This is a genomic window from Desulfosarcina widdelii, from assembly GCF_009688965.1.
Classification (GTDB): domain Bacteria; phylum Desulfobacterota; class Desulfobacteria; order Desulfobacterales; family Desulfosarcinaceae; genus Desulfosarcina; species Desulfosarcina widdelii.
On the sequence record NZ_AP021875.1, the window covers coordinates 4,671,310 to 4,698,065 of the forward strand.

The 26,756-nt window shown below is 57.5% G+C and carries 24 protein-coding genes; 6 read left to right on the top strand and 18 right to left on the bottom strand.

The window, feature by feature from the left end:
* Positions 1-837: 837 nt before the first annotated feature.
* Together GN111_RS21485 and GN111_RS21490 are read right to left on the bottom strand one after the other, a co-directional pair.
* Positions 838-1,281, bottom strand: a complete 444-nt coding sequence (locus GN111_RS21485) for a PAS domain-containing protein (RefSeq protein WP_155305723.1) — start codon at positions 1,279-1,281, stop codon at positions 838-840.
* A gap of 304 nt (positions 1,282-1,585) precedes the next feature.
* Positions 1,586-1,957, bottom strand: a complete 372-nt coding sequence (locus GN111_RS21490) for a hypothetical protein (protein WP_155305724.1) — start codon at positions 1,955-1,957, stop codon at positions 1,586-1,588.
* A gap of 184 nt (positions 1,958-2,141) precedes the next feature.
* On the opposite strand from GN111_RS21490, the gene GN111_RS21495 reads away from it, so the two are divergent.
* Positions 2,142-2,912 (top strand): TIGR04219 family outer membrane beta-barrel protein, encoded by a 771-nt coding sequence (locus GN111_RS21495; RefSeq protein WP_155305725.1) that lies wholly within the window; start codon positions 2,142-2,144, stop codon positions 2,910-2,912.
* 243 nt (positions 2,913-3,155) lie between these two features.
* Here the strand turns inward: GN111_RS21495 and GN111_RS21500 are convergent, their stop codons facing one another.
* Positions 3,156-4,628, bottom strand: coding sequence for an HDOD domain-containing protein (locus tag GN111_RS21500; RefSeq protein ID WP_170302400.1), 1,473 nt, complete (start codon positions 4,626-4,628; stop codon positions 3,156-3,158).
* Between the two features lie 91 nt (positions 4,629-4,719).
* On the opposite strand from GN111_RS21500, the gene GN111_RS21505 reads away from it, so the two are divergent.
* The 4 genes from GN111_RS21505 (at position 4,720) to GN111_RS21520 (ending at position 8,646) form a co-directional block, all read left to right on the top strand.
* Positions 4,720-4,965, top strand: a complete 246-nt coding sequence (locus tag GN111_RS21505; RefSeq protein ID WP_155305727.1) for a hypothetical protein — start codon at positions 4,720-4,722, stop codon at positions 4,963-4,965.
* Positions 4,966-5,068: 103 nt separating this feature from the next.
* Complete coding sequence (locus GN111_RS21510) at positions 5,069-5,377, top strand: hypothetical protein (RefSeq protein ID WP_155305728.1); 309 nt, start codon at positions 5,069-5,071, stop codon at positions 5,375-5,377.
* Positions 5,378-5,474: 97 nt separating this feature from the next.
* Positions 5,475-8,042 carry an amino acid permease gene (locus tag GN111_RS21515; protein ID WP_155305729.1) on the top strand — a complete coding sequence of 856 codons (2,568 nt, stop codon included), beginning with the start codon at positions 5,475-5,477 and terminating at the stop codon, positions 8,040-8,042.
* A 100-nt stretch (positions 8,043-8,142) separates the two neighbouring features.
* Complete coding sequence (locus tag GN111_RS21520; RefSeq protein WP_155305730.1) at positions 8,143-8,646, top strand: FHA domain-containing protein; 504 nt, start codon at positions 8,143-8,145, stop codon at positions 8,644-8,646.
* A 45-nt stretch (positions 8,647-8,691) separates the two neighbouring features.
* Here GN111_RS21520 and GN111_RS21525 read toward each other — a convergent pair whose 3' ends face one another.
* The 7 genes from GN111_RS21525 to GN111_RS21555 all read right to left on the bottom strand — a co-directional run bounded on the left by GN111_RS21525 (position 8,692) and on the right by GN111_RS21555 (position 17,509).
* Entirely contained in the window at positions 8,692-9,249 is a 558-nt protein-coding gene (locus GN111_RS21525) for a methylated-DNA--[protein]-cysteine S-methyltransferase (protein WP_155305731.1), read from the bottom strand.
* On the bottom strand, positions 9,246-10,715 hold the full coding sequence (locus GN111_RS21530; RefSeq protein ID WP_197740395.1) for a DNA-3-methyladenine glycosylase 2: 1,470 nt from the start codon (positions 10,713-10,715) through the stop codon (positions 9,246-9,248). The genes GN111_RS21525 and GN111_RS21530 overlap by 4 nt, the downstream gene beginning before the upstream one ends.
* A gap of 167 nt (positions 10,716-10,882) precedes the next feature.
* Positions 10,883-11,083: a cold-shock protein gene (locus GN111_RS21535; RefSeq protein WP_155305732.1), complete on the bottom strand. Its 201-nt coding sequence runs from the start codon at positions 11,081-11,083 to the stop codon at positions 10,883-10,885.
* A gap of 240 nt (positions 11,084-11,323) precedes the next feature.
* Positions 11,324-12,751 carry a dihydrolipoyl dehydrogenase gene (lpdA, locus tag GN111_RS21540; protein ID WP_155305733.1) on the bottom strand — a complete coding sequence of 476 codons (1,428 nt, stop codon included), beginning with the start codon at positions 12,749-12,751 and terminating at the stop codon, positions 11,324-11,326.
* 88 nt (positions 12,752-12,839) lie between these two features.
* The gene (locus tag GN111_RS21545) at positions 12,840-14,162 is read right to left on the bottom strand and encodes a 2-oxo acid dehydrogenase subunit E2 (protein WP_155305734.1); all 1,323 of its coding nucleotides are present in this window, start codon (positions 14,160-14,162) and stop codon (positions 12,840-12,842) included.
* A 14-nt stretch (positions 14,163-14,176) separates the two neighbouring features.
* A complete protein-coding gene (gene aceE, locus GN111_RS21550; RefSeq protein ID WP_155305735.1) occupies positions 14,177-16,855 on the bottom strand; it encodes a pyruvate dehydrogenase (acetyl-transferring), homodimeric type in 2,679 nt (892 codons plus the stop codon).
* Positions 16,856-17,209: 354 nt separating this feature from the next.
* Complete coding sequence (locus tag GN111_RS21555; RefSeq protein ID WP_155305736.1) at positions 17,210-17,509, bottom strand: AF1514 family protein; 300 nt, start codon at positions 17,507-17,509, stop codon at positions 17,210-17,212.
* 213 nt (positions 17,510-17,722) lie between these two features.
* Between GN111_RS21555 and GN111_RS21560 the strand changes: the two genes are divergently transcribed.
* Positions 17,723-18,547: an NYN domain-containing protein gene (locus tag GN111_RS21560; RefSeq protein WP_155305737.1), complete on the top strand. Its 825-nt coding sequence runs from the start codon at positions 17,723-17,725 to the stop codon at positions 18,545-18,547.
* 104 nt (positions 18,548-18,651) lie between these two features.
* Here GN111_RS21560 and GN111_RS21565 read toward each other — a convergent pair whose 3' ends face one another.
* The 8 genes from GN111_RS21565 to ftcD form a co-directional block, all read right to left on the bottom strand.
* Positions 18,652-19,365: an ABC transporter ATP-binding protein gene (locus GN111_RS21565; RefSeq protein WP_155305738.1), complete on the bottom strand. Its 714-nt coding sequence runs from the start codon at positions 19,363-19,365 to the stop codon at positions 18,652-18,654.
* Positions 19,352-20,116, bottom strand: a complete 765-nt coding sequence (locus GN111_RS21570) for an ABC transporter ATP-binding protein (protein ID WP_155305739.1) — start codon at positions 20,114-20,116, stop codon at positions 19,352-19,354. Before GN111_RS21570 ends, GN111_RS21565 begins: the two co-directional genes overlap by 14 nt.
* The gene (locus GN111_RS21575) at positions 20,113-20,976 is read right to left on the bottom strand and encodes a branched-chain amino acid ABC transporter permease (protein ID WP_155305740.1); all 864 of its coding nucleotides are present in this window, start codon (positions 20,974-20,976) and stop codon (positions 20,113-20,115) included. Before GN111_RS21575 ends, GN111_RS21570 begins: the two co-directional genes overlap by 4 nt.
* Positions 20,977-20,979: 3 nt before the next feature.
* A complete protein-coding gene (locus GN111_RS21580) occupies positions 20,980-21,840 on the bottom strand; it encodes a branched-chain amino acid ABC transporter permease (protein ID WP_155305741.1) in 861 nt (286 codons plus the stop codon).
* Between the two features lie 162 nt (positions 21,841-22,002).
* The gene (locus GN111_RS21585; protein WP_155305742.1) at positions 22,003-23,154 is read right to left on the bottom strand and encodes an ABC transporter substrate-binding protein; all 1,152 of its coding nucleotides are present in this window, start codon (positions 23,152-23,154) and stop codon (positions 22,003-22,005) included.
* A gap of 46 nt (positions 23,155-23,200) precedes the next feature.
* A complete protein-coding gene (gene hutI, locus GN111_RS21590) occupies positions 23,201-24,466 on the bottom strand; it encodes an imidazolonepropionase (protein ID WP_231715520.1) in 1,266 nt (421 codons plus the stop codon).
* Between the two features lie 12 nt (positions 24,467-24,478).
* Positions 24,479-25,150 (bottom strand): class I SAM-dependent methyltransferase, encoded by a 672-nt coding sequence (locus GN111_RS21595; protein ID WP_155305743.1) that lies wholly within the window; start codon positions 25,148-25,150, stop codon positions 24,479-24,481.
* Positions 25,137-26,756, bottom strand: coding sequence for a glutamate formimidoyltransferase (gene ftcD, locus GN111_RS21600; RefSeq protein WP_155305744.1), 1,620 nt, complete (start codon positions 26,754-26,756; stop codon positions 25,137-25,139). The genes GN111_RS21595 and ftcD overlap by 14 nt, the downstream gene beginning before the upstream one ends.

The following is a 26,756-nucleotide window of genomic DNA, read 5'->3' on the forward strand; positions in this document are numbered from 1 at the left end:
CCTGGGGCTTGTTCTTGGGAGAGGAGCGAGAGGCTGTGATCCATTCCGTTGACTATCTGGTCCCACAATGGTCAGCACAGTATCAACAGAGATCAATGGGTTATAGCATCCTTCGCTGGGCAATATAAGAGCAGATGTCGTGCCAACATAAAATACAACATAATATCAAAATGTTGTCAGTTTGCAGATCTGGCTATTCGACAAACTTTGTCAAGATCGGTTGCATAAATTGTCAAAAGGAAAGCTTCCGCAGGATATGGGCTGCAGGAGCTTAAAAGGAGGTTGGTAGAATGGGGGATGATGGTATTTTTCCACTCTGTAAGTGAAGAACCAGGCATTTTGGATCGGTTACATCCCGGTTTTTCCACCCTAATACGCAGCCAATATTCACTTTTTATAAAATCCTCCACTATCCAGATTTGCTGGGAACATTGCTGACCTGTAAAGGGGACCAGAAGGCCCGGGTGAAAGCAGCGTGCATTCAGCTTGGGCTTTTTCATTACCCCTACAGCTAAGGCGCGTCCTGTGCACAAGGTTACTGCCACTGCGAGAGCGTTGGATATCCTCAACCGGAAGGGTAAGCTGCTTGAGGATGACATGAGCCAACAGGATCCGATCTATGTCAACTTGTTAGTTCCCAGACCGGGGTAAAGAACATCCTTGCAGTCCGGACATATGGTGTGGGTAAATTCGGAATCGGTGTGTTCCTGAACGTATGCATCCAACGGCCACCACTTTCCGGAATCGTCCCGGATTCTCCTGCAGCCGCTGCAAACAGGCAGCAATGCTTGCAACACCTTAATTTCTTTCAGTAGGAGTTCTTTTTCCGCCAATGCGTCAGCCAGTTCCCGGTTCTTTTTCCATTTGCAGCGCGACGGTTTTTCTGGCGGTAATATCCCGCGTAACGCCCACAATCTTGAGTGGACGGCCCGGCTCTTCAATCAACTTTGCTTTTATTTCTACCCAATGTTTATCACCGTTTTTGCGAATGGCTTCCATTTCAAATGATTTTGTCTCATGCTTGCCTTGATCGTAGTCATCAAGCGCCTGCTCCAACATTTCCACCGCAATTTCAGCATCCCGCGGAGCGAGTTCCTCGAGAATTGACCGGCCGATAAGTTCTTTTGCCGTGTAACCGTCACGTCTGTTGAAGGGAGGGGCAACATATTCGTATCTTAAAGTCGCAGCATTTAGCACCCAGATAGAATCCACCAGATTGCTCGTCAGGAGTTGGTTCTGGTTTTCAAGGTTTTTTAACTTTTCCTTGATCGATTGGCTCATGGTTTACCCTTCTTGTCGCTCCAAAAAATAGATCGGTTTTTTTGCTCATGAACTTGATTCAAAAAAACACCCTCTTTCTACAGGCAGGCACTCCTGGCGGGATACAATTACCCTGCATGGTGAACACGGTTGCCGCAGGCAACGTAAAAGATGGGTTCCGAAAGCCAGACCGAATTGTGACGAAATTAGAACAGGTGTGCATATGCCAAAATTCAGCCATTCCAACAAGTCTGGTATAGAAACATTGATAGAAGAGAGTTCAAGGAGGGTTATAGGTATGACTCGGACTGGGTAGGCCAGCCTCTCAGGGGCAATAAAAATCCGTTCCTTTGACTTTCGCCCTGGCACTTTTACCGCTGCCGTCTTCCACAATGATTTCACACGGCGGCCGGCCGAATTTGGATGTGATGGCCTCATAGCGGCCGTGGCTGCATTTCGGGGCGCTGATGATTCGCTTGTCGCCTCTGGTCCCCGGCATTACAAACAGAACATCGCCTTCATTGCCGCACGTGCCCTTGATACGCAGTTGGCCCTTGACGAACTCGCAGACGTCTATCGTCGTTTCCTTCTGATCTGGAACACCGAATCCCGGAATATTCTTGAAATCGAACCACTTGTTGTCGTCGCTGCAACCGAATAAAAACAGGGCAATTAAGGGGATAAACAGTTTCTTCATATGATCGGATCTCAACCTTGTATTGGAACCTTGCCAAAACTGAAGAATCGGCGGATTTGGTAAAAACTTGAGCGATGGCGAATATCTTAATTTTTTGCACAAGGCAACCGTAGACTTTCCGACTCAAGCCAGGTTAAAAAGGTCCAATAGATCTTATATTCATAACGAGTACAAGGGAGGGTGAATGATGGGAAAAATCAAATCGTTGGCGATGGCTTTTCTGGTTGTAGTGACAACGGCCGTCTCCGCTGGAGCCTTTGGGGTGGAATTCGCCATTGGCGGGTGGGCCCAGGAGCCAAGCGGGACCTTGGGTTACAAGGTCTTGTCCAGTAACGATATCCTGGATGTGGAGAAAGATCTGAATTACGATACGGAAAACCGGATTACCGGTCGGGTCAAGGTCGATATGCCTCTCTTGCTGCCCAATATTTACCTCATGGCCACCCCCATGGAGTTCAAAGCCATGGGCAGAAAAGAAGGCGGTTTCAAATTCGGCGATATCTTCTTCGATCCGGGTCCGTTTGAAACCGAAACTGTTCTGGATCATTTCGACGCCGGTTTGTATTATGGTATCCCCCTGTTGGAAACCGCGACCTTCAACAAGTTGAACATCGATATCGGACTCAATGTTCGTATTTATGACTACGACTTAAAAGTTCGGCAGGCATCGACCGGACTCAGTGAATCGGAAACCGGAACGTTTCCCGTGCCCATGGTCTTTGTGGCGGTTCAGTTGCGCCCCCTTGAGCTGCTTTCCTTCGAAGCCGAAGGCCGGGGCATATCCTACAGCGGCAATGACGTTTACAGCCTGATCGGACGGATCAAGTTCAATATCGCCGGACCGTTGTTTGTCGCCGGAGGATACCGCTATGAAAAGGCCAAAATCGACGAGGAAGATGTTCTTGCCGATATCGAAATCAGCGGGCCCTTTCTTGAGGCGGGATTTTCCTTCTAATCGTAACGGAATCGCAAAAAGGCCGATATCGGCGTTACGCTTCATCCTTCGCCACTGCGGAGTATAATCAATATGCCTCACACCTCAGTATGGAAGACGAATGTTCGCCGGAAGGATAAAATCGATTTATTGTTCGCTGGCGCATGATCGCTATCGCGGCCCGCAAGCCTTGATCTATGCCTTTTTGCGAGCCCGCAGGAAATGCGACTTCTGAGGAAATGACATCTAACAGGTATCGGTTATTCATTCCCGGCTTTTTTCGAAGGCCACATCAATGTGATCCACGATCTGATCGATCCAGACGCACTCCCTTTCGTTAAAGGCTTCGTCTTTCAACCGGCCCGTGAAGCAAAGACCGATAGACTGACCGTTGACGACGATAGGCGCCAGGTAGGCGTGTTTGAAAGGTATCTTTCCAAACGGCGTATGGGGAAGGCCGAGCCCATCGGGGCCGGCATGCCATTCACTGACCGAGAGCGACTCGAGGCTCCGTACAATGGCTGAATTGGCCTGGTCCATGGGAACGGCAAAATCCCGGGGGGTGATGTCCGTCACGGTGCCCACGTAAAATTTTCCCTGCAAAATCGGCCGGGGGCCTTTGATCTGAAAAGCGATGAAGATTTCGCTTTCCGGCAGGCAGCGAAACAGGGCCTCCTGGGCCAGCATCAGTAATTGATTGATTTCACCGCCGCGCTTGCGGCACAAGGCCAGTTCGGTGAGATAATTACCGATCAGAACTTCGGGCGTGTCGGCGGGGGCCGGGGCGTCGATGGAGGAACCAAAATCCATGTGGGTGACGATTTCCATGGGACTGGCCTTGCCCCACTCCAGGATGTTGACCATCATTTCCACATCGTCACCGCTTAAGTTGAAGAAGTCTTTCACATTGGCGTCGGTTTCAAAGGTCTGACGAATCAGATCGGCAACGGAAAATTTCGGTCGATCGAGAATTTTGGCGATTCTTCTTTCGGATTTGCGAAGGGTGTTTTTTCCATCCGACCGGTCTCCGAAGAGCATGGCTGCAAGGGAGGCCGATTCTCCCACCAGTGAAATCAGCGGGTTGTCCGCCGACTTTTTTTCCTGAATAACCTGCTCCAGGTCCTTCGGCAGGTTGTAAAATGCCATTACGGCATCACAGATGTCGTCATAGCGTACCTTGAAAATTTGGTGGCAGGCACGATTGACATCGATTTCTTTTTCGTTGATCAGTCGATCCATCTCCTGGAACTGCTCCGGGAAAGTGTTCGCCAGAGCCAGACCAGGCAGGCGGTACAGCAGGCCGGCAATGAAAATTTCTTCAGGATTTTTGTGGCAATAGGCTTTGGACAAGGCCATGGCGAGGATGCCGGAAAAATAGGAAACAGCATAAAGCTTAAGCAGTTTGCGTTTCTGCAGCGTTGCCATGGAGTGCCTGAACAGGCCCAGCCCCAGGGAAAGTAGATAGACCTTATCGAAGCCGAGGTAGGTCACGGCGGAAGTTATGGTTTTGATGGGAAAGCGCGGGGCATAGTATGATGAATTGACCGTGGCGAGAAGGTTGCTGGCCAGCCCGCAGTCCCGCATGATGACGGTGGCCAGGTCAAGGGCGCTGGAGTCCTGTTTTTTGGCCAGTCGCGATATTTCAATGACCGTTTCGTTCAGCGCCGGCAGGTTGCCTTTACTGCGCATCTCTTCCATCAGTTTGTTAAGCATCGGTTGTTCGTGTTCGGAACTCATCGAAAAAGATTCTCCTCGTGCGGCGTGGCTGGATGCGACAATCGTCTTATCGGCCGGTTTGACAGTATCCGTAATATCGGCCGATATGCAAATGACCTTGAATATCCAAATCATGGCATCAGACCTTCGCGGCGATATTGCCGACCTGTCAGTGCAGGCGTTTCCATTTATCGTAAAACCACATATCCTGTTTTTTTTCAGGGCCTTGATTTATATGGGGCTGGTGCGATATAAATATTTCCCTGCGGTGGTTCAATCGGGATTGTCAGTAAGCGTTCACAGGGTACTGCATCTGTTTTTTTCCCGGGCACTGAATGTTGACCAAACCGTCTGCTAACCCGGCACCTCACATCTATGGCACCCCGTGAACGCTTATGCTTGTTAAGCAGCGCCTGCGCTTTGAGTGACGTTTCGCAGTTCTTCCTTGCACGGAGCTCGATTTGGTTTTTAACTATTTGATAGTATTAATAATCAGTACCGCTCTGATTGGTTTTTCCTTCATTCCGGCGTATTCTGCGGAGGCTTTCACCAGCGGCGTGTCCGAAGAACACGCCGACGGCGTTGTTGCCCACATCATGGAGAGATTGGCAGAAAAACTGGACATCGAGATAAAGATGTGCCTGGCACCCTTTTTACATCGGCATATCCAGGCATTCGGTCTTGATGAAAGACAAAAAGAGGGTGGAAGCCGCTGTTCGCCAATTGGTCGAAACCGGCGAGATAGAAAGAATCATAGAATCTTACTATAAGCCGCTGGGAAATGGCCCCCCTGCCCCAATCGTATTAAAGAATCCAGGGTCCGATCCGGAACAATAGCAGGACAAAAGATCGCAACAACGGCAACCCATGAACAGCAATAAGACAACCGAGCATGTAGCGGGCGGACATTTGGGGACGTTTGCCGGCGTGTTTACCCCCAGCATCCTGACTATCCTGGGCATCATTCTCTTTTTGCGCCTGGGGTATGTGGTGGGCGCTGCCGGGTTGGGCCGGGCGCTGGTCATCATCGCCCTGGCCAATCTGATCAGCGTACTTACCAGTATTTCCCTTTCCGCTGTGGCCACCAACCTGACGGTCCGGGGCGGCGGAGACTATTATCTGATTTCGCGAACACTGGGGCTGGAGTTCGGCGGTTCGATCGGCCTGGTGCTGTTTCTGGCCCAAAGTGTATCCGTTGCATTTTACTGCATTGGCTTTGCCGAAGCAGCGGCTTCTTTTTTTCCCCAGGCATCTCCGGCGATCGTCCAGATGATTGCGGCCGGCGCCGTGGCTTTTCTTTTTATTTTTGCCTGGCTGGGGGCGGATTGGGCCGCCCGTTTTCAATTCGTCGTCATGGGACTGCTCATTGCGGCCCTGGTTTCGTTTTTTTTCGGCGGCGTTCGCAGTTGGGATTCTGCGCTGCTGGCCGCCAACTGGGCCACACCGGAAAACGGGGTCCCGTTCTGGGTGCTTTTTGCTATTTTTTTCCCCGCGGTCACCGGCTTTACCCAGGGCGTGAGCATGTCCGGCGATCTGGCGGACGCCGGCAAGAGCATTCCCTTGGGGACGTTTTCGGCCGTGGGGTTGTCCATTGTGGTCTATCTGGCCGTTGCCGTTCTCTTCGCAGCCGCCCTGCCCAACGCGGCTCTGTCGACGGATTACGGCGCCATGAAAAAGATCTCCGCGATAGGCTTTTTCATCGATGCCGGAGTGATCGCGGCCACGCTTTCCTCGGCCATGGCCTCCTTCATGGGAGCGCCAAGAATTCTCCAGTCTCTGGCGGCTGACCGGATCTTTTCCGTGCTGAAGCCCTTTGCCGCGGTAAGCGGGCCGACCGCCAACCCCAGGCGCGGCATCCTGCTGACCGCGGCCATCGCCTTTGTCACCATCGCCCTGGGACAGCTCAATCTGATTGCCGGCGTAGTGTCCATGTTTTTTCTCATCTCCTACGGTCTGCTCAACTATGCCACCTTTTTCGAAGCCAGAACAAACAGTCCGTCTTTTCGCCCCCGCTTCAAATGGTTTTCTCCGAAACTCAGCCTGATCGGGTTTCTCATCTGTCTGGGGGCCATGCTGGCCATCGACCCCAAAAGCGGAGCCGCCGCTATTGCCCTGCTGTTTGCCGTTTACCACTATCTCAAGCGTTCCGACGTCCCGGCACGCTGGTCGGATAGCAGCCGGTCCCATCATTTGCAGCAGGTTCGTCAACACCTGTTGGCCGCCGATGAAGATCCTGAGCACGCGCGCGACTGGCGCCCCCAGCTATTGGTGTTTACTCAGGAATCGGATCGACGAATCCCCTTGCTGACATTTGCCGCCTGGATCGAGGGCGGGAGCGGGTTTACCGAGGCGGTGCAGATTGTGGAAGGGGAAGGCCCGGCTGCCAGAAAAACGCGGGAATCGGCGCATCGCAAGCTCATGGAAGCCATTGCCCAGGGGCACCATGACATGTTTCCCCTAACCGTGAGTGCAACCGACTACGTCCAGACGGTGAGCGTTCTTCTCCAGAGTGCAGGCATCGGTCCCCTGCGCCCCAACACGGTCGTCGTGAACTGGATGGGCGACTCGGCCAAAGCCATCTCCGGCATCGGGGCATACACGTATGTCCAAAATCTTCGACTCATTTTCCGTTTGGGGAAAAACCTGGTCATCCTGCGCCAGGATGCGGAATCGTGGGATCGACTCGAGGCTGCCCCCCGAAAGGGGCGCCGGATCGACATCTGGTGGCAGGGGGACGCAACCGGCCGTCTGATGTTGCTTCTGGCGCACTTGATGACCCGCAGCGAGTCGTGGGAAAACAGTTCCCTTCGGGTATTGACCCGGGGTGACGGTTCCCGTATCGAAACGGAAAAAGAGAATTTGCAAAAAAGATTGGAACAGATTCGTATTGAAGCCGAGGCCGCCATTGTAGAGGATTTCGAGGCCGACACCATCGTGGAGCACTCGTCGGACGCGGCCTTTGTTTTTCTTCCCATGAAATTCGAATCCAACAGAATCCTCGACCCTAGCGGAAAATCGTTCGAACGGTCGCTTCCACGGCTGCCGGTTTCGGCCGTCGTCATGGCCGCGGAGGATATCGATCTCGACGCGGCGCCTGAAGAAGGCCTGGCGGCCAAGGTTGCCTTGGCCACCGACGACCTGGATGCGGCCCTTAAAAAGGCAAAAGCTTCCGAAAAAGTGGCCGCTGAAAAAAAAGCGGCTTTGGAAGAGTTGAATAATCAACTTAAAAGATTGGAAAACGAAGGCGTTTCCGGTGCGGTTCCCTTAGAGGAACGGGAGGCGCTTAAAGCGGATCTAAAGGATGCCGAGTCCGGCGCCGAAAAGGCCTACAGGCGGGCCGTCAAAGCCAAGGTCAAGGCCGACGATGCGGCCAAAACCGTCGATGCGTTGAAGCCGGGCGCGACTACGGAAGCGCAGCCACCGAAAAAGTCTTGATTGTTGATTGATTTTGGGTTCAGATAAAAAGGTTATTCGCTGATTCGAAAATGATTTGCCGGATGAAGAGGGATTGCCCAGTATCCACGGATGATCGATTATGATCGTTTATTGCGAGGAATGCGGTTTTAAAAATACGATTGACGAGGCTGACGTCGACAGTCGGAATCCCCAAATTCCCTGTCAGAACTGCGGCGACATGCTTCGTTTTTATGGGCTGAAGGCCAAAGCCATTAAAAAAGCGCCTGCGCACAAGAAAAAAGAGGCACCCAGTCATTGTCTGATCCTGAAATATGGCAAGGTCGTCGTGGTGGTGAACGAGAAAAACGCCCGCGTAGAAATCGGGCGCCAGAAGAGCAACGACATTCAAGTGGTCAACAACCGCGTTTCCCGGACACACGCATTGGTTGAACTGAGAAACGGCAAGTATTATCTCACCGATCAAAGCTCCAACGGAACCTACCTCCTCCTGGAAGGCCACAAAGGCATCACGGTCAAGAAAAAAGAAGTGTTGCTGACCGCCAAAGGGGTGATCGGACCCGGCTACAAGGTCAATCTTAAATCCACCGACGCGATTCAGATTTTATTCGAACCTGCCCCCTGACAACTTCGAAAAAAGCCCGATATCCACAAACCGCGTTAAACCCCTTCACGGCGGGGCTCCGATGCATATGCTGCCTCTTTCCTTGAGTATATCGTCATGAAGCGGCAACGACGTTTGGGTCGGCGTGAGCAATTTTGGGTTTTCAAGCCGGAGAAGCCGCCTTTTGACATCCATTCCGCCGCCGTACCCGGTCAGGCTGCCGTCGCTGCCAATGACCCGGTGACAGGGAATGATAATGGAGATGGGGTTGCGGCCGTTGGCGGCGCCCACTGCCCGCATGGCTTTGGGCTTGCCGATGCGGTCGGCGATCCAGCGATAGGACACGACGCTGCCGTAGGGAATCTCCTTTAGCGCCGCCCACACCTGCATTTGAAATGGCGTGCCCTCCGGAAAAAGCGCAGCGTCGAACGATTGGATTTCACCGGCGAAATAGGCGGATAGCTGATCTTTGAGCGCCGAGAAATACGCAGGGTCCCGCCGCCATGTTTTTCCGATGGCCAAGGGGTGCCTGCCGGCCATGAAGTTCAAATGCCGCAGGCCTTTTTCGTCACCGGCCAGAACAAGCGTTCCGGCAAGATCCGTGTCCATGGTTTCGTAAATCATCCTGCCTCCTCCAGAGAATGCCATAGATACATGCAGGCGTATGCTCGCCACGGTCGCCAGTTTTCGGCCCGTGCACTTGCCTGCTTGCCCGTGGGTCTGTCGGGACCCTCCTGAAGGGCCTTTAAAATACCCAGGTCGGACGCCGGGAAGGCATCGGGTTCATCCAGGGCGCGCATGGCGATGTAGTTTGCCGTCCACTCACCGATGCCGTATATCTGTGTCATGGCATCAATGAAGGCCGGCAAGCCGGCGGTCCCTTCCAAGGACAGTGCTCCCGAATCCACCTTTTCGGCCAGCAGTCGCAGGGTTTTCCTGCGCGCCCCGGGCATTCCGATGGCTGTCCAGTCCATGTCCGCCAACTCGGCGGCTTCCGGAAAAAAGTGGGTCAAACGAACGTCTTCAACCGTATCGTATGCTTTGCCTGCCTGACGAACAAGGCGGCCCATTTGGGTGACGGCGCCCTTGATCGAAATCTGTTGGCCGATCACGGCCCGCACCGCGGTTTCGAACGGATCCCACGAACCAGGCAGTCGCAGCCCTGGCGTTTGACGGATCAGACGCCCCAGAAGCGGATCATGGCACAGGGTCGAATGAATGGCCTGGGGGTTGGCGTCCAGGTCGAACATGCGCTTTACGCGTTCGACAGTGAACATCAGGTCCCGATCATCCGTGAGGCAAACCTCGAGCGTCAATCCAAACCCTTTGGCAGCATGCCTTACAGCGATTTCGCCCCGGCCCGAACCCAGACGCACCGTTCTCCGATAGGTGCCGTCCGACACGTGTTCCACTCCGGGGATGGCGCGTCTTTGGAAGAAGGCCAGCATCCGATCCCAATCGTAGGGCGGCCGGTAGGACAAATCGAGAATGCAGCGGACCCCGGAAGCTGCAACCGGTCTGGTTTGCGAGCGGCTGCTTCGCATCCGAGACGGCGTTCGCCCGACGCCTTTGCGAAATGCAGCGTTGAAGCGCCGCAGGCTGCCATAGCCGGAGGCCAGTGCGACCTGTGTGATGGGCATGTCCGTTTCCATCACCAGTTTTTTTGCAAACAGAAGCCGCTGGTGGCCGGCAATGACATTGGGGGTGGCCCCGATATGCTTGCGAAACAGGCGGCGCAGGTGCCGGGAGCTTAGGCCGAGACGGTCGGCCAATTGATCGACGGAACCGTCGTTCAGGGCGCCCTGTCGAATCAGGTGCATGGCCCTGGAAACCGAGGCCGAGGTTCCGTTCCAGGCCGGTGTGCCCGGTGCCGTCTCCGGCCGGCAGCGCAGGCAGGGGCGCATTCCTGCCGCAGCCGCTGCGGCAGCGGTGGGAAAATAGACGATGTTTTCCGGCCGGGGAGGGCGGGCGGGGCAGATGGGCCGGCAATAGATGCCCGTGCTCTTGACGCCGATGAAAAAAAGGCCGTCAAAACGGGGGTCGCGGGCCAATCTGGCCCGGTCGCAAACATCCCGGTCCAAGTGCATCATCCGATCTGCTTTCGCTTTTGGTTATTGTTTCAAGTCCGGTCGCATCATCGGATATTCTTAAGAGGCTGACAAGTCGTTTTCGGACCTGAAAATCAAGGTGAACGACGGGACAAAAAAAAGGCCCCCCTTCGAAAATCGAAGGGGGGCCTTTACTTTGAAACGAAGTGCTATACGACAGTTACATTGGCCGCGGCCGGGCCTTTGGGGCCCTGCTCGATGTCGAAGGTAACCCGGTCGCCTTCGTTGAGGGACCTGAATCCGGTGGCGTTAATTGCCGAATGATGTACGAATACATCCGGACCGTCTTCCTGCTCGATAAAACCAAATCCCTTGCTGTCATTAAACCACTTCACGATACCATTTGCCATGCTAACTTCCTCCTACAAATAAAAAAAAATATATCATTGCTTCAAACTTCAGGTGCCACTTTGACAAATGGATCCCCCGTAGCAAGAAACCGGCAAGCCAACAACGGCAGGCCTTGATGATCAACGAACCATATCATTAACCAAAAGAAATGCAAGTAAATTATGCAAATTTACTTGCATGTTATGAAGAAATTGGCCTTTTCAGTTAAAAATTGAATCGAATTTATTCGTTTTTCGGCCCTATTTTTTCTTGCGGACGGGCCGGTAATAATGGGTGGCCAGCCCGTGAAAACTGTCGGCAGCCTCTTTAAGGGTTTCCGAAAGCGTCGGGTGCGGATGGACGGTCAAGGCGAGATCGGTGGCGTTGGCCCCCATTTCTAAAGCCAGGGTCGCTTCTGCAATCAATTCTCCAGCCCCCGGTCCCACAATGCCCACACCCAGCAACCGCTCCGAATCGGGATCGATGAGCAGCTTGGTGATCCCGTCACTGCGGCCCAGGGTGACTGCGCGGCCGGACGCGGCCCAAGGAAAGCGAGCCACCTCAACCTTGCGGCCCATTTCCTTGGCCATCGTCTCGGTGAGGCCGACCCAGGCCACTTCCGGGTCGGTGAAGACCACCGCCGGGATGCCGGCCGCATCGGCGACGACGTCCCGACCGGCAATGGCTTCCACGGCAATGCGCGCTTCGTAAGACGCCTTATGGGCCAGCATGGGCTGGCCGGCCACGTCCCCGATGGCGAAGATGGAATACGCCGTGGTGCGGCACCGCTCGTCGATTTTTACAAAACCGCTTTCTTCCACGGTGACGCCGGTGTTTTCCAGGCCCAGTCCATCCGTCCGGGGGCGGCGTCCCGTGGCTACCAGCACCCGCTGGAACAGCCGGCCCGCCGGAGGATCGTCGCCGCCCTTGAAAGTCACTTTGACACCGTTTTTCTGGACGTTGACCGTGTCCACCGTTGTGTTCAGCAAAATTTCCTTGAACCGCTGTTTTAACGGCTTAACCAGAAAGCGTACCAGATCCCGGTCGGCGCCGGTCAACAGCTGGGGCAGCATTTCGACCACGGTCACTTCAGACCCCAGGGCGGCATACACGCTGCCCAGCTCCAGGCCGATGTAGCCCCCGCCCACAACCAGCAGCGTTTTGGGTACGCTTTCCAGTGCGAGGGCGTTACTGGAATTCCAGATGCGGTCTTCATCCGCCGGGAAAAGGGGGAGGTCGACGGCCTTAGAGCCGGAAGCCAGGATCGCATGTTTGAAGGCCAGGGTCCGGGTTTTGCCGTCGGCATTTTTCAGGATCAGCGTCTGCGGGTCGGAAAAGGAGGCCGTGGCCCGGATATAATCGATCTTGCGCTGTCCGACCAGACGCCCCAAACCCCCGGTAAGGCTGCCCACCACATCGGATTTCCACTGGCGCAGTCGCTCGACATCGATTTTGGGTTTGCCGAACGTTAGGCCCCATGCTTCGGCCTCGGCGGTTTCGTTGATCAACCGGGCTACGTGCAGCAGGGCCTTGGAGGGAATGCATCCGTGGTAAAGGCAAACGCCTCCGGGATTTTCGGCGGGATCGATGAGCGTAACGGCCATGCCCATATCGGCCGCCATAAAAGCGGCGCTGTATCCACCGGGACCCGCTCCGATGACAGCCAGTTGTGTTTCATTGTCAGCCATGAATCTTCCTCACTTTTCAACATTTAGCAGGTAACAGGTTAGCACACTCAACGGTGAACCGTTCAACAATGCCATGGACCCGCTCCGGTCAGTCCAGAAACAGTTGCAGGGGCTGTTCCAGCCCCTCGCAGATCCATCGTAGAAAGCGTGCGGCGTCGGCCCCGTCGATGATTCGGTGGTCGTAGGACAGCGAAAGGGGCAGCATGGTGCGGGGGATAAAGGCGTCCCCGTCCCAGACCGGCTTGACGGCCGATCGGCTGATTCCCAGAATCGCCACCTGGGGCCAAAGCACGATGGGAGTGAATCCCACCCCGCCGATGCCCCCCTGGTTGGAGATGGTGAAGGTACCGCCCTCCATTTCGTCGGGCTTGATCTTTTTGCTGCGGGCGCGCTTCGCCAGGTCGGCAATGGCATCGGCCAGCACAAGGATGCCTTTGCGGTCCGCATTGCGAATCACCGGCACCAGCAGCCCCCTGGGCGTGTCGGCGGCAATGCCGATATGCACATCGCGCTTGTAGACGATGCGCTGGTTGGCCATGTCCACACTGGCGTTGAACTGCGGAAAGCGCTGCAGGGCCGATGCACAGATACGGGCAATGACGGCAGTAATGGTGATTTTGGTGCCGTCGTTTGCCGCAGCCTTGCCCTTTTTGTCGATAAAGGCGGCAACATCGCTGATGTCCGCTTCGTCGAACTGCGTGACGTGGGGCACGGTTGCCCAGGAAGCGGCCGTGCTGTTTGCCGTCAGACGGCGCACCGTGTCCATTTTCTCCATGTCCACATCGCCCCATCGGCTGAAATCGGGAAGATCCGCCGTTTGCGGTGCCGGAACCACCCCCGGAGCGTCCGAACGCTCGGGCAGGCTTCGGCGGACGTGGGTTTTCACATCGGCTTCGGAGATGCGGCCGCCGGGTCCGGTGCCTTTGACATGGTAAATGTCCACCCCCAGCTCCCTGGCCAGCCTTCGGATGGAAGGCGCGGCCGCCGGCGGGGGGCGATGCTCCCTGTTATTCTGCTCTGCCGAAGCGGCCTCCGCAGGGGCTGCCGGCACGCTTCTTTTTTCTTCCGGTACGGTCTTTTCAGGCGGTTCCTCGGGCAGTACGGTTTCACCGGCACCGTCTTCCTCCTCCGAGGGTCTTGGGGGCCGGTCCGGTTCGTCGGGCGCGGCCCGGGCTTCTGTTTCCACCCTGGCGATGACGTCGCCCACGTTCATCTGGGCCCCCGCTTCCGCCAGCACTTCGGTGATCCGGCCGTTAAAGGGCGAAGGAATTTCCACCAGCGCCTTATCCGTTTCCAGTTCAATCACCGTGTCGTCCACCGCGACCATGTCTCCTGCGTTGACATGGACGGCGACGACAATTCCCGATTCCACATTCTCTCCAATTTCCGGTAGTTTGATCGCTTCTATCATGGCGCCTCCTTCTTCTAGACGAACAAGGGGTTGGAACGCTCGGGGTCGATCTTGAATGTATTGCGTGCTTTTTTCACCACGGACCGGGGAAGTGTGCCTTCCCGAACCAGGGCGGCCAGAGCGGCAAAGGCGATGTGCCTGGCATCGACCTCGAAAAAGTCGCGCAGGGCCTCGCGGGTTTCGCTGCGGCCATATCCGTCGGTGCCCAGAACCGTCACCGGACCCGGCAGGTGGCGGGCGATGGTTTCCGGCAGGGCCTTGAGATAGTCGCTGGCGGCCACGAACACGCCGGACGCGCCAGCGGTCTGGCGCTGGAGAAAACTGGCGCTGGGCTTTTTGTCCGGATTGAGGCGGTTGGTCCGCTCCGTCTCCAGGGCATCCCAGTACAGGTTCTTGTAGCTGGTGACGCTCCAGACGTCGGCCGCCACCCCGAAATTCTCTTCCAGCAGATCTCGAGCCTTGAGGCATTCGTTGAGGATGGCGCCGCTGCCCAGCAGATGGGCGCGGGCCTTGGGCTTGTCGAGAGAAGAGGGCGAGAATTTATAGATTCCCTTGAGAATGCCCTCCTCGACGCCTTGCGGCATGGCCGGCATGGGATAAAATTCGTTGGCGATCGTCAGGTAGTAAACCAGGTTCTGGCCCTCTTCCAGCATGCGGCGCAGGCCCTCGCGCACGATCACGGCGATCTCGAAGGCAAAGGCCGGGTCGTAGGCCAGAACAGACGGATTGGCCATGGCAAGAATGTGGCTGTTGCCGTCCTGATGCTGGAGGCCCTCGCCGGCCAGCGTGGTACGCCCGGCGGTGGCTCCCAGCAGGAATCCGCGCGCCTGGACGTCTCCGGCCGCCCAAATCATGTCGCCGATGCGCTGGAATCCGAACATGGAGTAGAAAAAAAAGAAGGGCACCATGTTGATGTCGAAGGTGGAGTACGCCGTGCCGGCGGCGATGAACGAGGCCATGGACCCGGCTTCGCTGATGCCCTCCTCCAGGATCTGGCCGTCGGTGGCTTCCTTGTAATACAGCAGGCTGCTTCGATCCACCGGTTCGTAGTTCTGGCCCACGTGGGAATAGATGCCGATTTTGCGGAACAGGCTCTCCATACCGAAGGTCCGGGCCTCGTCGGGCACGATGGGAACCAGGTAGCGCCCGATCTTCTCGTCCGCCAGTAGCTTGCCCAGAAGGGTCACCATGACCATGGTCGTGGCCACCTCCCGGCTACCCGAATCTTTCAGAAGTTCGGCGTACAAGGTCTTTCCCGGCGGCCGGAAAATGGGCACCGATACGCTGCGGGCCGGCAGGTAGCCACCCAGGGCCTTGCGGCGCTCCTTGAGGTAGCGGACCTCCTCGCTGTTTTCGTCGGGCCGGTAAAAGGGGGCCTCCCGAATCTGGTCGTCAGGGATGGGAATGCCGAAGCGGCTCCTGAAATGCCTCAGTTCATCCTCGTTGAGCTTTTTCTGCTGGTGGGTGACATTGCGCCCCTCACCGGCCTCTCCCAATCCGTAGCCCTTGATAGTCTTGGCCAGGATCACCGTGGGTGCGCCTTTGTGGTTCACCGCCGCCTGGTAGGCGGCATAGATTTTCTGGGGATCGTGTCCGCCGCGGCGCAGTTTGGCAAGTTGCTCGTCGGTGTAGTTTTCCACCATGCGGGTCAGTTCCGGATAGCGGCCGAAAAAATCCTTGCGGATATAGCTGCCGCCGGCCACCGAATACATCTGGTACTGGCCGTCGGGCACCTCCTCCATGCGTTTGGCCAGCAGGCCCTGGTCGTCCTGGGCCAATAGCGGATCCCAGTCGTCACCCCAGATAACCTTGATCACATTCCAGCCCGCCCCGCGGAAAGCGGCTTCCAGTTCCTGGATAATCTTGCCGTTTCCGCGCACCGGTCCATCCAGACGCTGAAGGTTGCAGTTGACCACGAAAATCAGATTATCCAGCCGTTCCCGCGCTGCCAGGGTGATGGCGCCCAGGGATTCGGGTTCGTCCGTTTCCCCGTCGCCCAGAAAGGCCCACACGCGGACGTCGTCGGGCGGCTTGATCCCCCGGTCCTCCAGGTAGCGGTTGAAGCGGGCCTGGTAGATCGCCATGATCGGCGACAGCCCCATGGAAACCGTGGGGAACTGCCAGAACTCGGGCATCAGGTAGGGGTGGGGATAGGAACTCAGCCCCCCGCCCTCGGCCAGTTCCCGACGGAAATGCTCCATGCGGTTGGCGTCGATGCGGCCTTCGAGAAAGGCCCGGGCGTAAATACCGGGGGCGGCGTGACCCTGGAAATAAACGATGTCGCCGGGGTGGCCGGCGCTTTTGGCGCGGAAGAAGTGGTTGAAGCCGACCTCGTAAAGGGTGGCGCTGGAGGCAAAGGTGGAAATGTGGCCACCGATGCCGCTGTGCTGCCGGTTGGCACGGACCACCATGGCCATGGCGTTCCATCGGATAATGCTCTTGATGCGCCGTTCGATTTCCCGGCTGCCGGGAAAGGCCGGCTGCCGGCTGGCCGGTATGGTGTTGATATAGGGCGTGTTGGCGGAAAAGGGAACCGATACGCCGCGCTGCTGCGCCCTTACCTGAAGATGGCGCAGCAGTTCCAGAACCCGTTGGGGGCCCTGATTTTCATAGACGTAATCCAGGCTTTCGATCCACTCCCGGTTTTCCAGGGCGATCTCGGAGGCAATGGCGTCGGCGTCTTCATGGGCCATGGGTACCATCCTTTCCTCGGCAGGAAATTTTTATTATCGGGCAGCATTTGCTATGATGTCAATAGGTGCGATCGATTCCCGCAGGGTGATTGTTTTCTATCACCCCACACCCCCGCCCCTCTCCCCTTAAGGGGCGAGGGGCGCTACCCGGCAATCACGGCAATTCAATGAAGGATTAACCGTTACAGTTTTCGTTCCCTCTCCCCAGGGGAGAGGGAACGGGTGAGGGAGATAAAAGTTCTATATAAATGATCGCTCCAGGTTCGGTTCCCAGGCCGATTCAGAAAAGAGATCGGAATGCGGGCATTATATCATCCTGCCAAGGCCGCCTGACACGGTAGTACAGACAGCCAACTAAAACCGCAGGTAAAAGAACTCGTAATCGCCGCCGTTAACATCAATTTTCAGGTTGTATCCGCGGGCTTCGGCAAACACGATCCAGGGCGGCCGGCCGCCTCCGCCGCATTCATAGGCAGGCCAGAACTCACCGGTTTTTTCGCTGTGGTAGGACAGCATCATGGCATTGGGGTCCATCTCCCGGGCCTTTGTTTTGGCCAGAGCCCTGGCCGCGTCAAGATCGATGTTCGGGTCCTCGGCTGTAAGGTTAACCGTCTCCAGGGGGTAGGGTGTCGATGTCGTATCCAGTTGAGCCATGAGCATCTCCTTTCGTTTTCAGTTGATATGAAGGTAAGAATCATCCGGCGTTTGTAAAACTAAAGTAGGTGTTTCGCCTTAATCGCCTCCTTTAGCTAAAACGAAGGTGCGAAAATGCGGCGGGCATAACCGTTTCTTTTTTTAGCCGGAAGGGGTATGGTGAAGAAAAATGCCTCTCTCCGGTCTCAACACCGACAGGAATTGAAAGAAAAAATGAACAAGACTCTGGAAACAGCCAATCTGGCCGTGTTCTGCGATTTTGAAAATGTGGCCCTTGGCGTTCGCGATGCCCGCTACGCCCAGTTCGACATCAACAAAGTACTCGAGCGCCTGCTGCTCAAGGGCAGCATCGTGGTAAAAAAGGCGTACTGCGACTGGGAGCGCTACAAAGAGTTCAAGGCGGCCATGCACGAAGCGGCCTTCGAACTAATCGAGATCCCCCACGTGCGGCAGTCGGGCAAAAATTCGGCCGACATCCGCATGGTCGTGGACGCCTTGGATCTGTGCTATACCAAATCCCACGTGGACACCTTCGTGATTGTCAGCGGCGACTCCGACTTCTCTCCTCTGGTCAGCAAGCTGCGCGAGAACAACAAGAACGTCATCGGAGTGGGCGTGAAGAATTCCAGTTCGGATCTGCTGATCGCCAACTGCGACGAGTTCATGTACTACGACGACCTGGTGAGAAAGAAGAAAAAGGCCAAGAAGCCGGCCCGCAAACCGCCGGCCAAGAAACCCAAGGAGCAGGTTGCCGAGACGGCCAAGGAGGACGCCGAAGCGCTGGCCCAGGAGGCATTGGATCTGGTGATGGAAACCCTGGAGGCTCTGGCCGAGGAGCGGGGTTCGGAAGAGAAGATCTGGGGTTCGATGGTCAAACAGACACTCAAGCGGCGACGCCCCGGATTCAATGAATCCTACTACGGCTTCCGCTCCTTCAAGCGCCTGTTGGACGAGGCCGCCAGCCGCGGGCTGATGGACCTGGAGCCCGATGAGAAGTCAGGCGGGTACATTATCCGCAGCTTCCACTCGGAAGACTGATTTCAAACAGGCATTTTATCAGGTATAACACAACCTCTCACTGCCACGGAATTGCCTGTTTGTGCAAAAGCCCAGATAACGGTAATGGCGGTAAATGGTCGAGATTAAACGTTTCGCGTCAACCCCAGGCTGGCATCGATCATTTCCGTGGACTCCCGGGCATCCTGGGCGGACCCCCGCCAGACAACCGCCCCGCTTTCCAGCACCGTGACATCGTCCGCCACCTCGAGGGCCCGCTGGGTGGACTGCTCCACCAGGACGATGGTCATGCCCTTGGCCTTCAGATCGGCAATGACGGCATAGCAGATATCGATCGCTTTGGGCATCAGCCCCAGGCTCAGTTCGTCGATCAAGAGCAGTTCAGGCTGACTCATCAACGCCCGGCCGATGGACAGCATTTGCTGTTCGCCCCCGGAAAGCGAACCGGCCCGCTGGTGAAAGCGTTCTCCCAGGCGGGGAAACATTTGCACCACCTGGTCGACGCCGGCGGCGGTGTCGGCTTTGGCACGGCAGTAGCCGCCGATCACGAGGTTTTCACGCACCGACAGGGAACTGAAAAGACGCCGCCCCTCGGGCACCAGGCCGATGCCGGCCTTGACCCGCTGCATCGGATTCCAACCCGTGATAGCGGCCTCCTTGTAAAGGACGCGGCCTTCAAAAACATCCACATGACCGGCAATGCACATGATTGTGGAACTCTTGCCGGCACCGTTGGCACCCAAAAGGGCAGTGATGCGGCCAGTGCGGGCCTCCAGGTCCAGAGCGTGCACCGCCCGCATCTGTCCGTAACCGCAACTCAGCGACTCAAGCCGCAGCATCGTTTGCCTCCTTGCCCACGTAGGCCGCCCGGACATTGGACATCTGCATGACGTCCCGGGGAAGCCCCTCGGCGATTTTCCGGCCGTTGTCCAGGACCACCAGGCGGTGGCCCACCCTCAGTACTTCACCGAGGTTGTGCTCGATCATGACAATGGTAAGCCCCTCCCGGTTGATCCGAACGATGGTGTCCGCCAGGTGGGCCGCCTCCACATGGTTCAATCCGGCCAGGGGTTCGTCCAGGAGCAGCAGGCGGGGTTGCAGGGCCAGGGCCCGGGCCACCTCCAGGCGCTTCAAAACGCCCAGGGGCTGGCCGGCCACCGCCTGGTCGGCATAGGTGTGGATGTCGACCATCTCCAGCAGTTTGAGGGCCTCGGCGCGCTCTTTGTTCCGATCCAAGCCACCCAGGGCGGTCCAAACCCGCCGGATGCGGCGGTGCCCCACGGCCAGGGCCACGTTGTCCTTCAGGGTCATGGATCGAAAAGGGCGCACGATCTGATGCGTCAGTGCCAGCCCCAGGTGAATCCGGCGGTGGGTGGGCAGGCCGCTGATTTCCCGGCCGTCGAGTTGGATTCGGGCTTTCTGAGGGCGAATGGCGCCCACGATGGCCTTGAGCATGGTGGTCTTCCCGGCCCCATTGGGACCGATCAGGCAGAGGAATTCGCCATCCTGCACCTCGAAGGAAACGTCGGTGAGGGCGTGCACACCGCCGAAATGCATGGTCACATCCTGCACGGTCAGCAATTCGCTCATACCGCACCGCCTTTGCGCTGGACTCGTTTGAACGCCAGCGCCGTCAACCCGGCCAGGCCGTCCGGCGCGAAACGCATGACCCCGAACAGCAGTGCCCCGTAGACCAGCAGCTTGTAGTCGCTGATGAAGCGGAAGAACTCGGGTATGAGCGTCAGAAGCGCGGTGCCGACGATCACCCCGAACACGCTGCCGATGCCGCCCACGGCAACCATGGACAACACACTGATGGAGGTGATGAATCCGAAATCGTCCGGGACGATGAATCGGGCGAAATAGCAGTACAGGCCGCCGGCCAGGCCGGCCAGGGCCGTTCCCAGGGCAAAGGCGGCGAGCTTGTAGGCCGGCACATCTACCGAAATCACCCGGGCCGTATCCTCGTCATCGGCCACGGCTTCAAAGGCAAACCCCATCCAGGAGCGTTTGATGTAAAGACTGAAAGCAACGGCCAGGACGGCCAGGACCAGGACCAGCACGAAAAATCCCATTTTACCCACACCGAAGGAGGGGATGGAGCTGATGCCCAGCTCGCCCCCCAGCAGGCTTTCCTGCTGGCGAACAATGCCCAGAAACAGAAACCCGACGCCCATGGTGGTAATTGCCAGAAAATCCTCGCGTACCCGCAGGCTGGTCATACCCACCAACACGCCCACGGCACCGGCCATGACCATGGCCGCCACGAGATTCACGGGCCCCGGCATCCCCGCCTTGGCCATGAGGGCGGCGGTGTAGGCGCCGATCCCGTAAAAGGCGGCGTGCCCCAGGCTGATCTGGCCGCAGAAACCGGTAATCAGGTTCAATCCCACCGCCAGGATGATGTTGATCCCCACCACCGTGGCCAGGGAAAGTTCATAGATACCCATGGACTACCTCCGTGCGAAAAGGCCCTCGGGGCGGATCATCAAAACAATGATTAAAAAGGCAAACGCAATGGCGTCGCGGTCTAAGATATCCCCAATGTAAATCGTACCGAAGGCCTCCACCACACCCAACACCAGCGAGGCGATCAGGGTGCCGGCGACATTGCCCAGCCCTCCTAAAACGATGATGGCCAGGGCCTTGTAGCTGGGCACCCCGCCCATGGTCGGCTCCACCAGGTTGGACAGCAGCGAGATGAAAACGCCGGCCACGGCGGCCAGAGCCGAACCGATGAAAAAATTCAGGTACCGAACGTTGAGCACGCTGATCCCGAAACTTTCGGCAATCTGCGGATCGTCCACGGTGGCGCGCCAGGCCAGTCCGATACGAGTTTTCTGGGACAGCCAGGAAAGTGCACCGAGCAGCGAAACGCTGCCCGCTACAATGGCCAGGTCCACTGTTCTCAGATAAATGCCGGCGAACTGGACCACGGACTGCAGGGGCGCATCGGTGTAAGTCAATCCAAAGGGGCCGAAGATCAGACGAAACATCTCCTCCATGGCGATGAACAGCCCGATGGAAGCGATGAGGGCTACGTAGGGCGGCTGGTCCAGGATGGGCTGGTAGCAGATGCGATAGATGGCCATGCCCACTACGCCTACCAGGGCGGCGGCCAGGGGCATGCCCAAAATGAGGCTGCCGGTGCTGTTGGTGATCAACAGCCCCATGTAGCCGCCTAACGCAAACAATCCGGCATGGGCCACGTGCAGGATGCGCAGCAGCCCGTAGACGAGGGTCAGCCCCACGGCGATGATCGCGTACATGCTGCCGTAGATCAGGCCTTGGATGAGCAGTTCGAGATATAGCATTCAGAAATTTCCCATCTGCTGATTATCTTTCCGGGAAAGCGCTGGTCTTGATGAATCTTCCCGGTTTGCCCGGATTCAGGAGCCTAAAAAGGCATAACCGCATCATCCCCCCTTTGGAAGGGGGGATGATGAACTCTCGTGATAGACGAAGTGAAGCCCTCGCTATTCCGCCGGCGGTGCCAGCAGCGCGGGATCATCGATGACGTCATAGTGATGCCAGTTGCCGTCCTTGACCACCTGAACCTGAACGGCCTTCATGACTTCGCCCAGGGCATTGAACTTGATGGTGCCGGTGGACACCTTGAGATCCGTGGCCTGGATGGCGGCCAGCACCTTCGCGGGATCGGTGCTTCCGGCCCGTTTGATTGCGTCGGCCGCTACCATTACGGCCGTATGGCCGCTGGCAGCCACCATATCCGACTTGAAACCGGCCTGTTTTTCAAACGCCGCGATGAAATCCGCAGTTTCAGGTACCTTGGAATCGCGGTCCAGACTAGTGGTGATGATAATCCCTTCGGCCGCCGAGCCGGCAATCTCGATAAATTTCTGGCTGTCATAGCCTTCCTGACCGATGATGGGGCAGGTCACACCGGCCGCCCGCAGCTGGCTGACCAGGGGGCCGGCCGTGAAGTAATACCCGGAGGCGTAGATGGCGTCCGGATTGTCCGCCCTGACCTTGGCCACGATGGAGCCGAACTGGCGATCTTTGATGGAATACTGGTATTCATTGACGATATTGATCCCGTAATCGGCGGCCTTTTCCTTGAAACCGGCGGCCAGGGATTTTCCGAAGTCGTTCTGCAGGGTGATGATGACCACCTTTTTCTTGCCCATCATGTCACCGAGCAGTTTGGCCCCGGCACGGCCCTGCACCTCTCCCAGGAAACTGGTACGGAAGACATACTCGCCGGCGCGGGTGATGTCGGGATGAATGGCATAGGCACTGATGTAAGGAATTTTAGCTTCCTGGAAAACACCGGCCGCCGATCGGGTGGCACCGGAGTAGGAACCGGAAATCCCCACCACGACTTTATCCTGGCCGATGAGTTTGTTGGCGATGGGAATGGACTGGGCCGGCTTGGCCTGATCGTCGTAGATTACCAGTTCCAATTGTTTGCCCAGGACGCCGCCTGCGGCGTTGACCTGGTTCACCGCCAGCTTGGCTCCTTCCGTCGACGACTTGCCGTCACTGGCCGCAAAGCCGGTCAGTGGCGCATGGAAACCGATCTTGATGGTGTCCGTGGCGGTTGCCATACCGGACAATCCGGCCACCAGAAAAACAGCCAATGCACAGATACCGATTTTCTTCACCATGATACTCCCTCCTTTATTTTTTTTCGGGGTTTTATGTAGCCACTCGTTATCGGTTAACGACGATTTCACCGGTCTTGATGACCTTGCTACAGGGGTTTCCGCCCAGCCGATAGGCCAGTTCGGCCGGTGTCTGGATATCCCAAACGGCCAGGTCGGCCTGCTTTCCCGCTTCCAGCGTGCCAAAGTCCGCCGCAATGCCAAGGGCATGGGCGGCATTCGTCGTGAAACCGGCCAGGGCTTCGGCGGGGGTCAGCCCAAAATTCACGCAGGCCATGTTCATCATGAGCAGGGGTGACGTACAGGGACTGGTGCCCGGATTGCAGTCCGTGGCCAGTGCCATGGGCACACCGGCCTGACGGAAGCCTTTCACAGGCGGCTTCTGGGTTTCGTGAATAAAATAGAATGCGCCTGGCAGCAGCACGGCCACCGTGCCCCGGTCGGCCAAGGCGGCCACACCATCCGGCTGAATATATTCCACGTGGTCCACGCTGAGGGCATCGTACCGGGTGGCCAGGATGGCGCCTTTCTGGTCGCTGAGCTGCTCGGCATGCAGCTTGACCGGCAGCCCGCAATCAACGGCCGCTTTAAAAACGCGCTCGGTCTGGGCCACCGAAAAAGCAATATTTTCACAGAAGACATCCACGGCATTGGCCAGGTTCGCCGCCGCCACTGCCGGCAGCATTTCTTCGATCACCAGATCGATATAGGCATCGGATCGGCCCTGGAACTCGGGCGGCTGGGCATGGGCTCCCAGGAACGTGGCATGCACCGTCACCGGATGGTCCTGCCCCAAGCGCCGTGCCACCCGGAGCATCTTGAGTTCGGAGGCGGTTTCCAGCCCGTAGCCGGATTTGATCTCCACCGTGGTCACCCCTTCGGACTGCAGCGCACGCAAGCGGGGGGTGGATTGTGCAACCAATTCTTCTTCACTGGCCGCCCGCACCGCCTTGACCGTGCTGACAATCCCGCCGCCGGCCCGGGCAATTTCTTCGTAGGTGGCACCATTGAGCCGCAGCTCAAATTCGTGCGCGCGGTTGCCGGCATAAACCAGGTGGGTGTGGCAGTCGATGAAACCGGGGGTAACCCAGGCGTTGTTCAATCGGTGAACGACACCGGTCCGTTTTTCGGCACCGGCAGGCAGCTCGGCCGCCGGCCCGATCCAGGCGATCCGGCCGTCTTTCACCGCCAGAGCCCCATCCGCGATGATGCCATAGGGCTTTGGACCGGCCATGGTGGCCAGATGGCAGTCCAGCCAGAGGGCGTCCCAGCCACCGGTCAAGCTGTTATGATTGATTTCTGACGGCATTTGCATGGGGGTTTACCCTTATTTGATAATTTGACAAAAGACACTGGAACGATCGATTTCGTAAACATCCACATCAGCCCCCAACCGCCTGGCCAGATCGGCAAAATCCTCCGGGCTGAAGGTGGTGGCCCTGAAACCATCCTGACCCACAATGACTCCGTTTCCGGTGGCGTCCTTGTCAATGGCTCCCAGCAATCCTTCATCGGCCTGGTCCCGGAACCATTCCAGCCGATGGGGCCAGAAGGCCTCGGCGTAGCTGGAAAGCAAAACCCGCCCTCCCGGACGTGTCACCCGCAGGCTTTCCCGCACAAGGTCTTCGGGTGGCACCTTACAGGCGCTGATAAAATTCTGCACCCCTATCACCAGATCGAAGCAGCCAGGCGGGAATCCGAGCCGGGCGGCATCCATCACCGCCCACCCGAGGTCAGGGTACCGCAAACGGGCCAATGCGACACTTGCAAATGCCGTATCCACGCCCCAGGCCATTCCGGCATCCCGGGCCACATGGGCCAGCACCCGGCCGGTGCCGCAGCCCAGCTCAAGCACCCGGTCCCCGGGTCGAATGGCCGCCTGAACGTGATCCATCTCCGCCTGGAGATATTGCCGCACCCGGGGACGGGCAATGGTATAGACCCGATCCAGCCGATGTGCGCTGAGCTTTTGCGCGTAATAGGCGTTAGCCGCGTTCATCCAGAATAGCCAGCACTTCGGCACACTTTTTTTTCGCCCTGTCCATCATGCCTTCGGCTTCGGCCAGGATCTCCTTTTTGAAGGCCTCGTCCCGAATGCCGCCCATATTGATCAATACGTTCTGATAAGCCCCCCAGATACCGGTTTCCAGCGCCCGCGCTCCCACCTGAACATCCGATTTGGACGCCGGATTGCCGTAGCGGGCCACTTCACACATGGCCTCCCAGGCCTCATCACCCAACTGCATGGTTTTCAAAGGCACACGGATCGCCGTCTTCAACCCCGTCTGCATTTTAGTGCTCCGGTCGGCCCGCTGCTCTTCGGTGTCCCGCGGCATGCGCAGGCCTTCCATGTATTCGGTAAAGGCATTGGTATCCGCATCGATCATGGGAATCAGCTCTTTCGAAAGGGTGTGAAGGGGCGGTATGATCTCCCGCATCTTTGCATCCAGGTCCTCGAACTTGCGCACCCCGAAGGTCAGTTTGCCCACCATGGAGCCCAATCCCGTTCCCAAAGCGGCCAGCAGGGCAGACACCGAGCCGCCCCCCGGAGCGGACGAACGGGAGGCCACCTCTTCGATAAAACCCCGCACCGGGAGACTCGCCAGGGGTTCGTCCGGCGGTTCCGCCACGATGTAATCGACGATTTTCTCCTCGGGATGGAAAGGCGCCACCGAATTGAGCCCCAGGCGCTCCACTGCCAGGCGGACCTTCTGGTCCTCGTCCAGGATGAAGAGGTTTTCCTTCTCGATGTAGTATTCGGCCGCCATGAGAATGGCTTCCAGGGGGACGACCCCAACGATTTCCGATCCGGCCACCCCCACATTCAAATCGGCCGCATCCTTTTTGACCTCTTCGTAAAGTACGTGGATCGGCGTGACGGTGTAGTCGTTGAGATTGACGGTCACCTGGGCCAGGTTGTACTCGTCCACATACCAGCCCATGCCCTTGACGTCTTTCAAACGGCCGGGTTCATCTTCGCCCCGGCCCGCTTCCCTCAGGTTCAGGGCAATGCGATGGGCCTGGTTGGAGGTCCCCAGGATGTTGACGTTGTAAGCGATGAGGAACTTGCGGGCGCCAGTGGCCGTAGCCCCCCAGGACGGCACGAACTCGGCCGGCCCGAAGTCCGGGGACCAGCGGGGATCGTCGAGTCTGGCGGCAAGCCCCTCGTATTCCCCCGCCCGTACATCCGGGAGTTTGCGGCGGTAGTCGTGCCCGGCGGCTTCTTCGTAGAGGAAAAACGGGACCTGCAGTTCTTCGGCGGCCCGGCGGCCGAAATCTTTGGCGATGGCGACGCATTCCTCCATGGTCACCCCGACCACGGGAATGAACGGACAGACGTCCATGGCCCCGAAGCGGGGATGCTCCCCTTTGTGAGAGCGCATGTCGATGCGCTTCCGGGCCACACGGGCCGCGGCCAGGGCGCCTTCCACCACGGCTTCGGGGCTGCCGACAAATGTGTATACGGTGCGGTTGGTGGACGCTCCGGGGTCCACATCCAGCAGTCGGCAATCCGGGGTCTCACGGATGGCCTGGGCAATGGCCTCGATGGTCTCCGGGTTGCGCCCTTCGGAAAAATTGGGCACGCATTCCACGATTTTTTTCAT

Coding starts and splice junctions, on each gene's coding strand:
- GN111_RS21575 (WP_155305740.1), bottom strand. CDS start 20,976: ATGGGTATCTATGAACTTTCCCTGGCCACGGTGGTGGGGATCAACATC.
- GN111_RS21580 (WP_155305741.1), bottom strand. CDS start 21,840: ATGCTATATCTCGAACTGCTCATCCAAGGCCTGATCTACGGCAGCATG.
- lpdA (WP_155305733.1), bottom strand. CDS start 12,751: ATGGCTGACAATGAAACACAACTGGCTGTCATCGGAGCGGGTCCCGGT.
- GN111_RS21555 (WP_155305736.1), bottom strand. CDS start 17,509: ATGGCTCAACTGGATACGACATCGACACCCTACCCCCTGGAGACGGTT.
- GN111_RS21500 (WP_170302400.1), bottom strand. CDS start 4,628: ATGAGTTCCGAACACGAACAACCGATGCTTAACAAACTGATGGAAGAG.
- GN111_RS21570 (WP_155305739.1), bottom strand. CDS start 20,116: ATGAGCGAATTGCTGACCGTGCAGGATGTGACCATGCATTTCGGCGGT.
- GN111_RS21495 (WP_155305725.1), top strand. CDS start 2,142: ATGATGGGAAAAATCAAATCGTTGGCGATGGCTTTTCTGGTTGTAGTG.
- GN111_RS21485 (WP_155305723.1), bottom strand. CDS start 1,281: ATGAGCCAATCGATCAAGGAAAAGTTAAAAAACCTTGAAAACCAGAAC.
- GN111_RS21585 (WP_155305742.1), bottom strand. CDS start 23,154: ATGGTGAAGAAAATCGGTATCTGTGCATTGGCTGTTTTTCTGGTGGCC.
- aceE (WP_155305735.1), bottom strand. CDS start 16,855: ATGGCCCATGAAGACGCCGACGCCATTGCCTCCGAGATCGCCCTGGAA.
- GN111_RS21595 (WP_155305743.1), bottom strand. CDS start 25,150: ATGAACGCGGCTAACGCCTATTACGCGCAAAAGCTCAGCGCACATCGG.
- GN111_RS21535 (WP_155305732.1), bottom strand. CDS start 11,083: ATGGCAAATGGTATCGTGAAGTGGTTTAATGACAGCAAGGGATTTGGT.
- GN111_RS21530 (WP_197740395.1), bottom strand. CDS start 10,715: ATGATGCACTTGGACCGGGATGTTTGCGACCGGGCCAGATTGGCCCGC.
- ftcD (WP_155305744.1), bottom strand. CDS start 26,756: ATGAAAAAAATCGTGGAATGCGTGCCCAATTTTTCCGAAGGGCGCAAC.
- GN111_RS21565 (WP_155305738.1), bottom strand. CDS start 19,365: ATGCTGCGGCTTGAGTCGCTGAGTTGCGGTTACGGACAGATGCGGGCG.
- GN111_RS21515 (WP_155305729.1), top strand. CDS start 5,475: ATGAACAGCAATAAGACAACCGAGCATGTAGCGGGCGGACATTTGGGG.
- hutI (WP_231715520.1), bottom strand. CDS start 24,466: ATGCAAATGCCGTCAGAAATCAATCATAACAGCTTGACCGGTGGCTGG.
- GN111_RS21505 (WP_155305727.1), top strand. CDS start 4,720: ATGACCTTGAATATCCAAATCATGGCATCAGACCTTCGCGGCGATATT.
- GN111_RS21490 (WP_155305724.1), bottom strand. CDS start 1,957: ATGAAGAAACTGTTTATCCCCTTAATTGCCCTGTTTTTATTCGGTTGC.
- GN111_RS21560 (WP_155305737.1), top strand. CDS start 17,723: ATGAACAAGACTCTGGAAACAGCCAATCTGGCCGTGTTCTGCGATTTT.
- GN111_RS21520 (WP_155305730.1), top strand. CDS start 8,143: ATGATCGTTTATTGCGAGGAATGCGGTTTTAAAAATACGATTGACGAG.
- GN111_RS21545 (WP_155305734.1), bottom strand. CDS start 14,162: ATGATAGAAGCGATCAAACTACCGGAAATTGGAGAGAATGTGGAATCG.
- GN111_RS21525 (WP_155305731.1), bottom strand. CDS start 9,249: ATGATTTACGAAACCATGGACACGGATCTTGCCGGAACGCTTGTTCTG.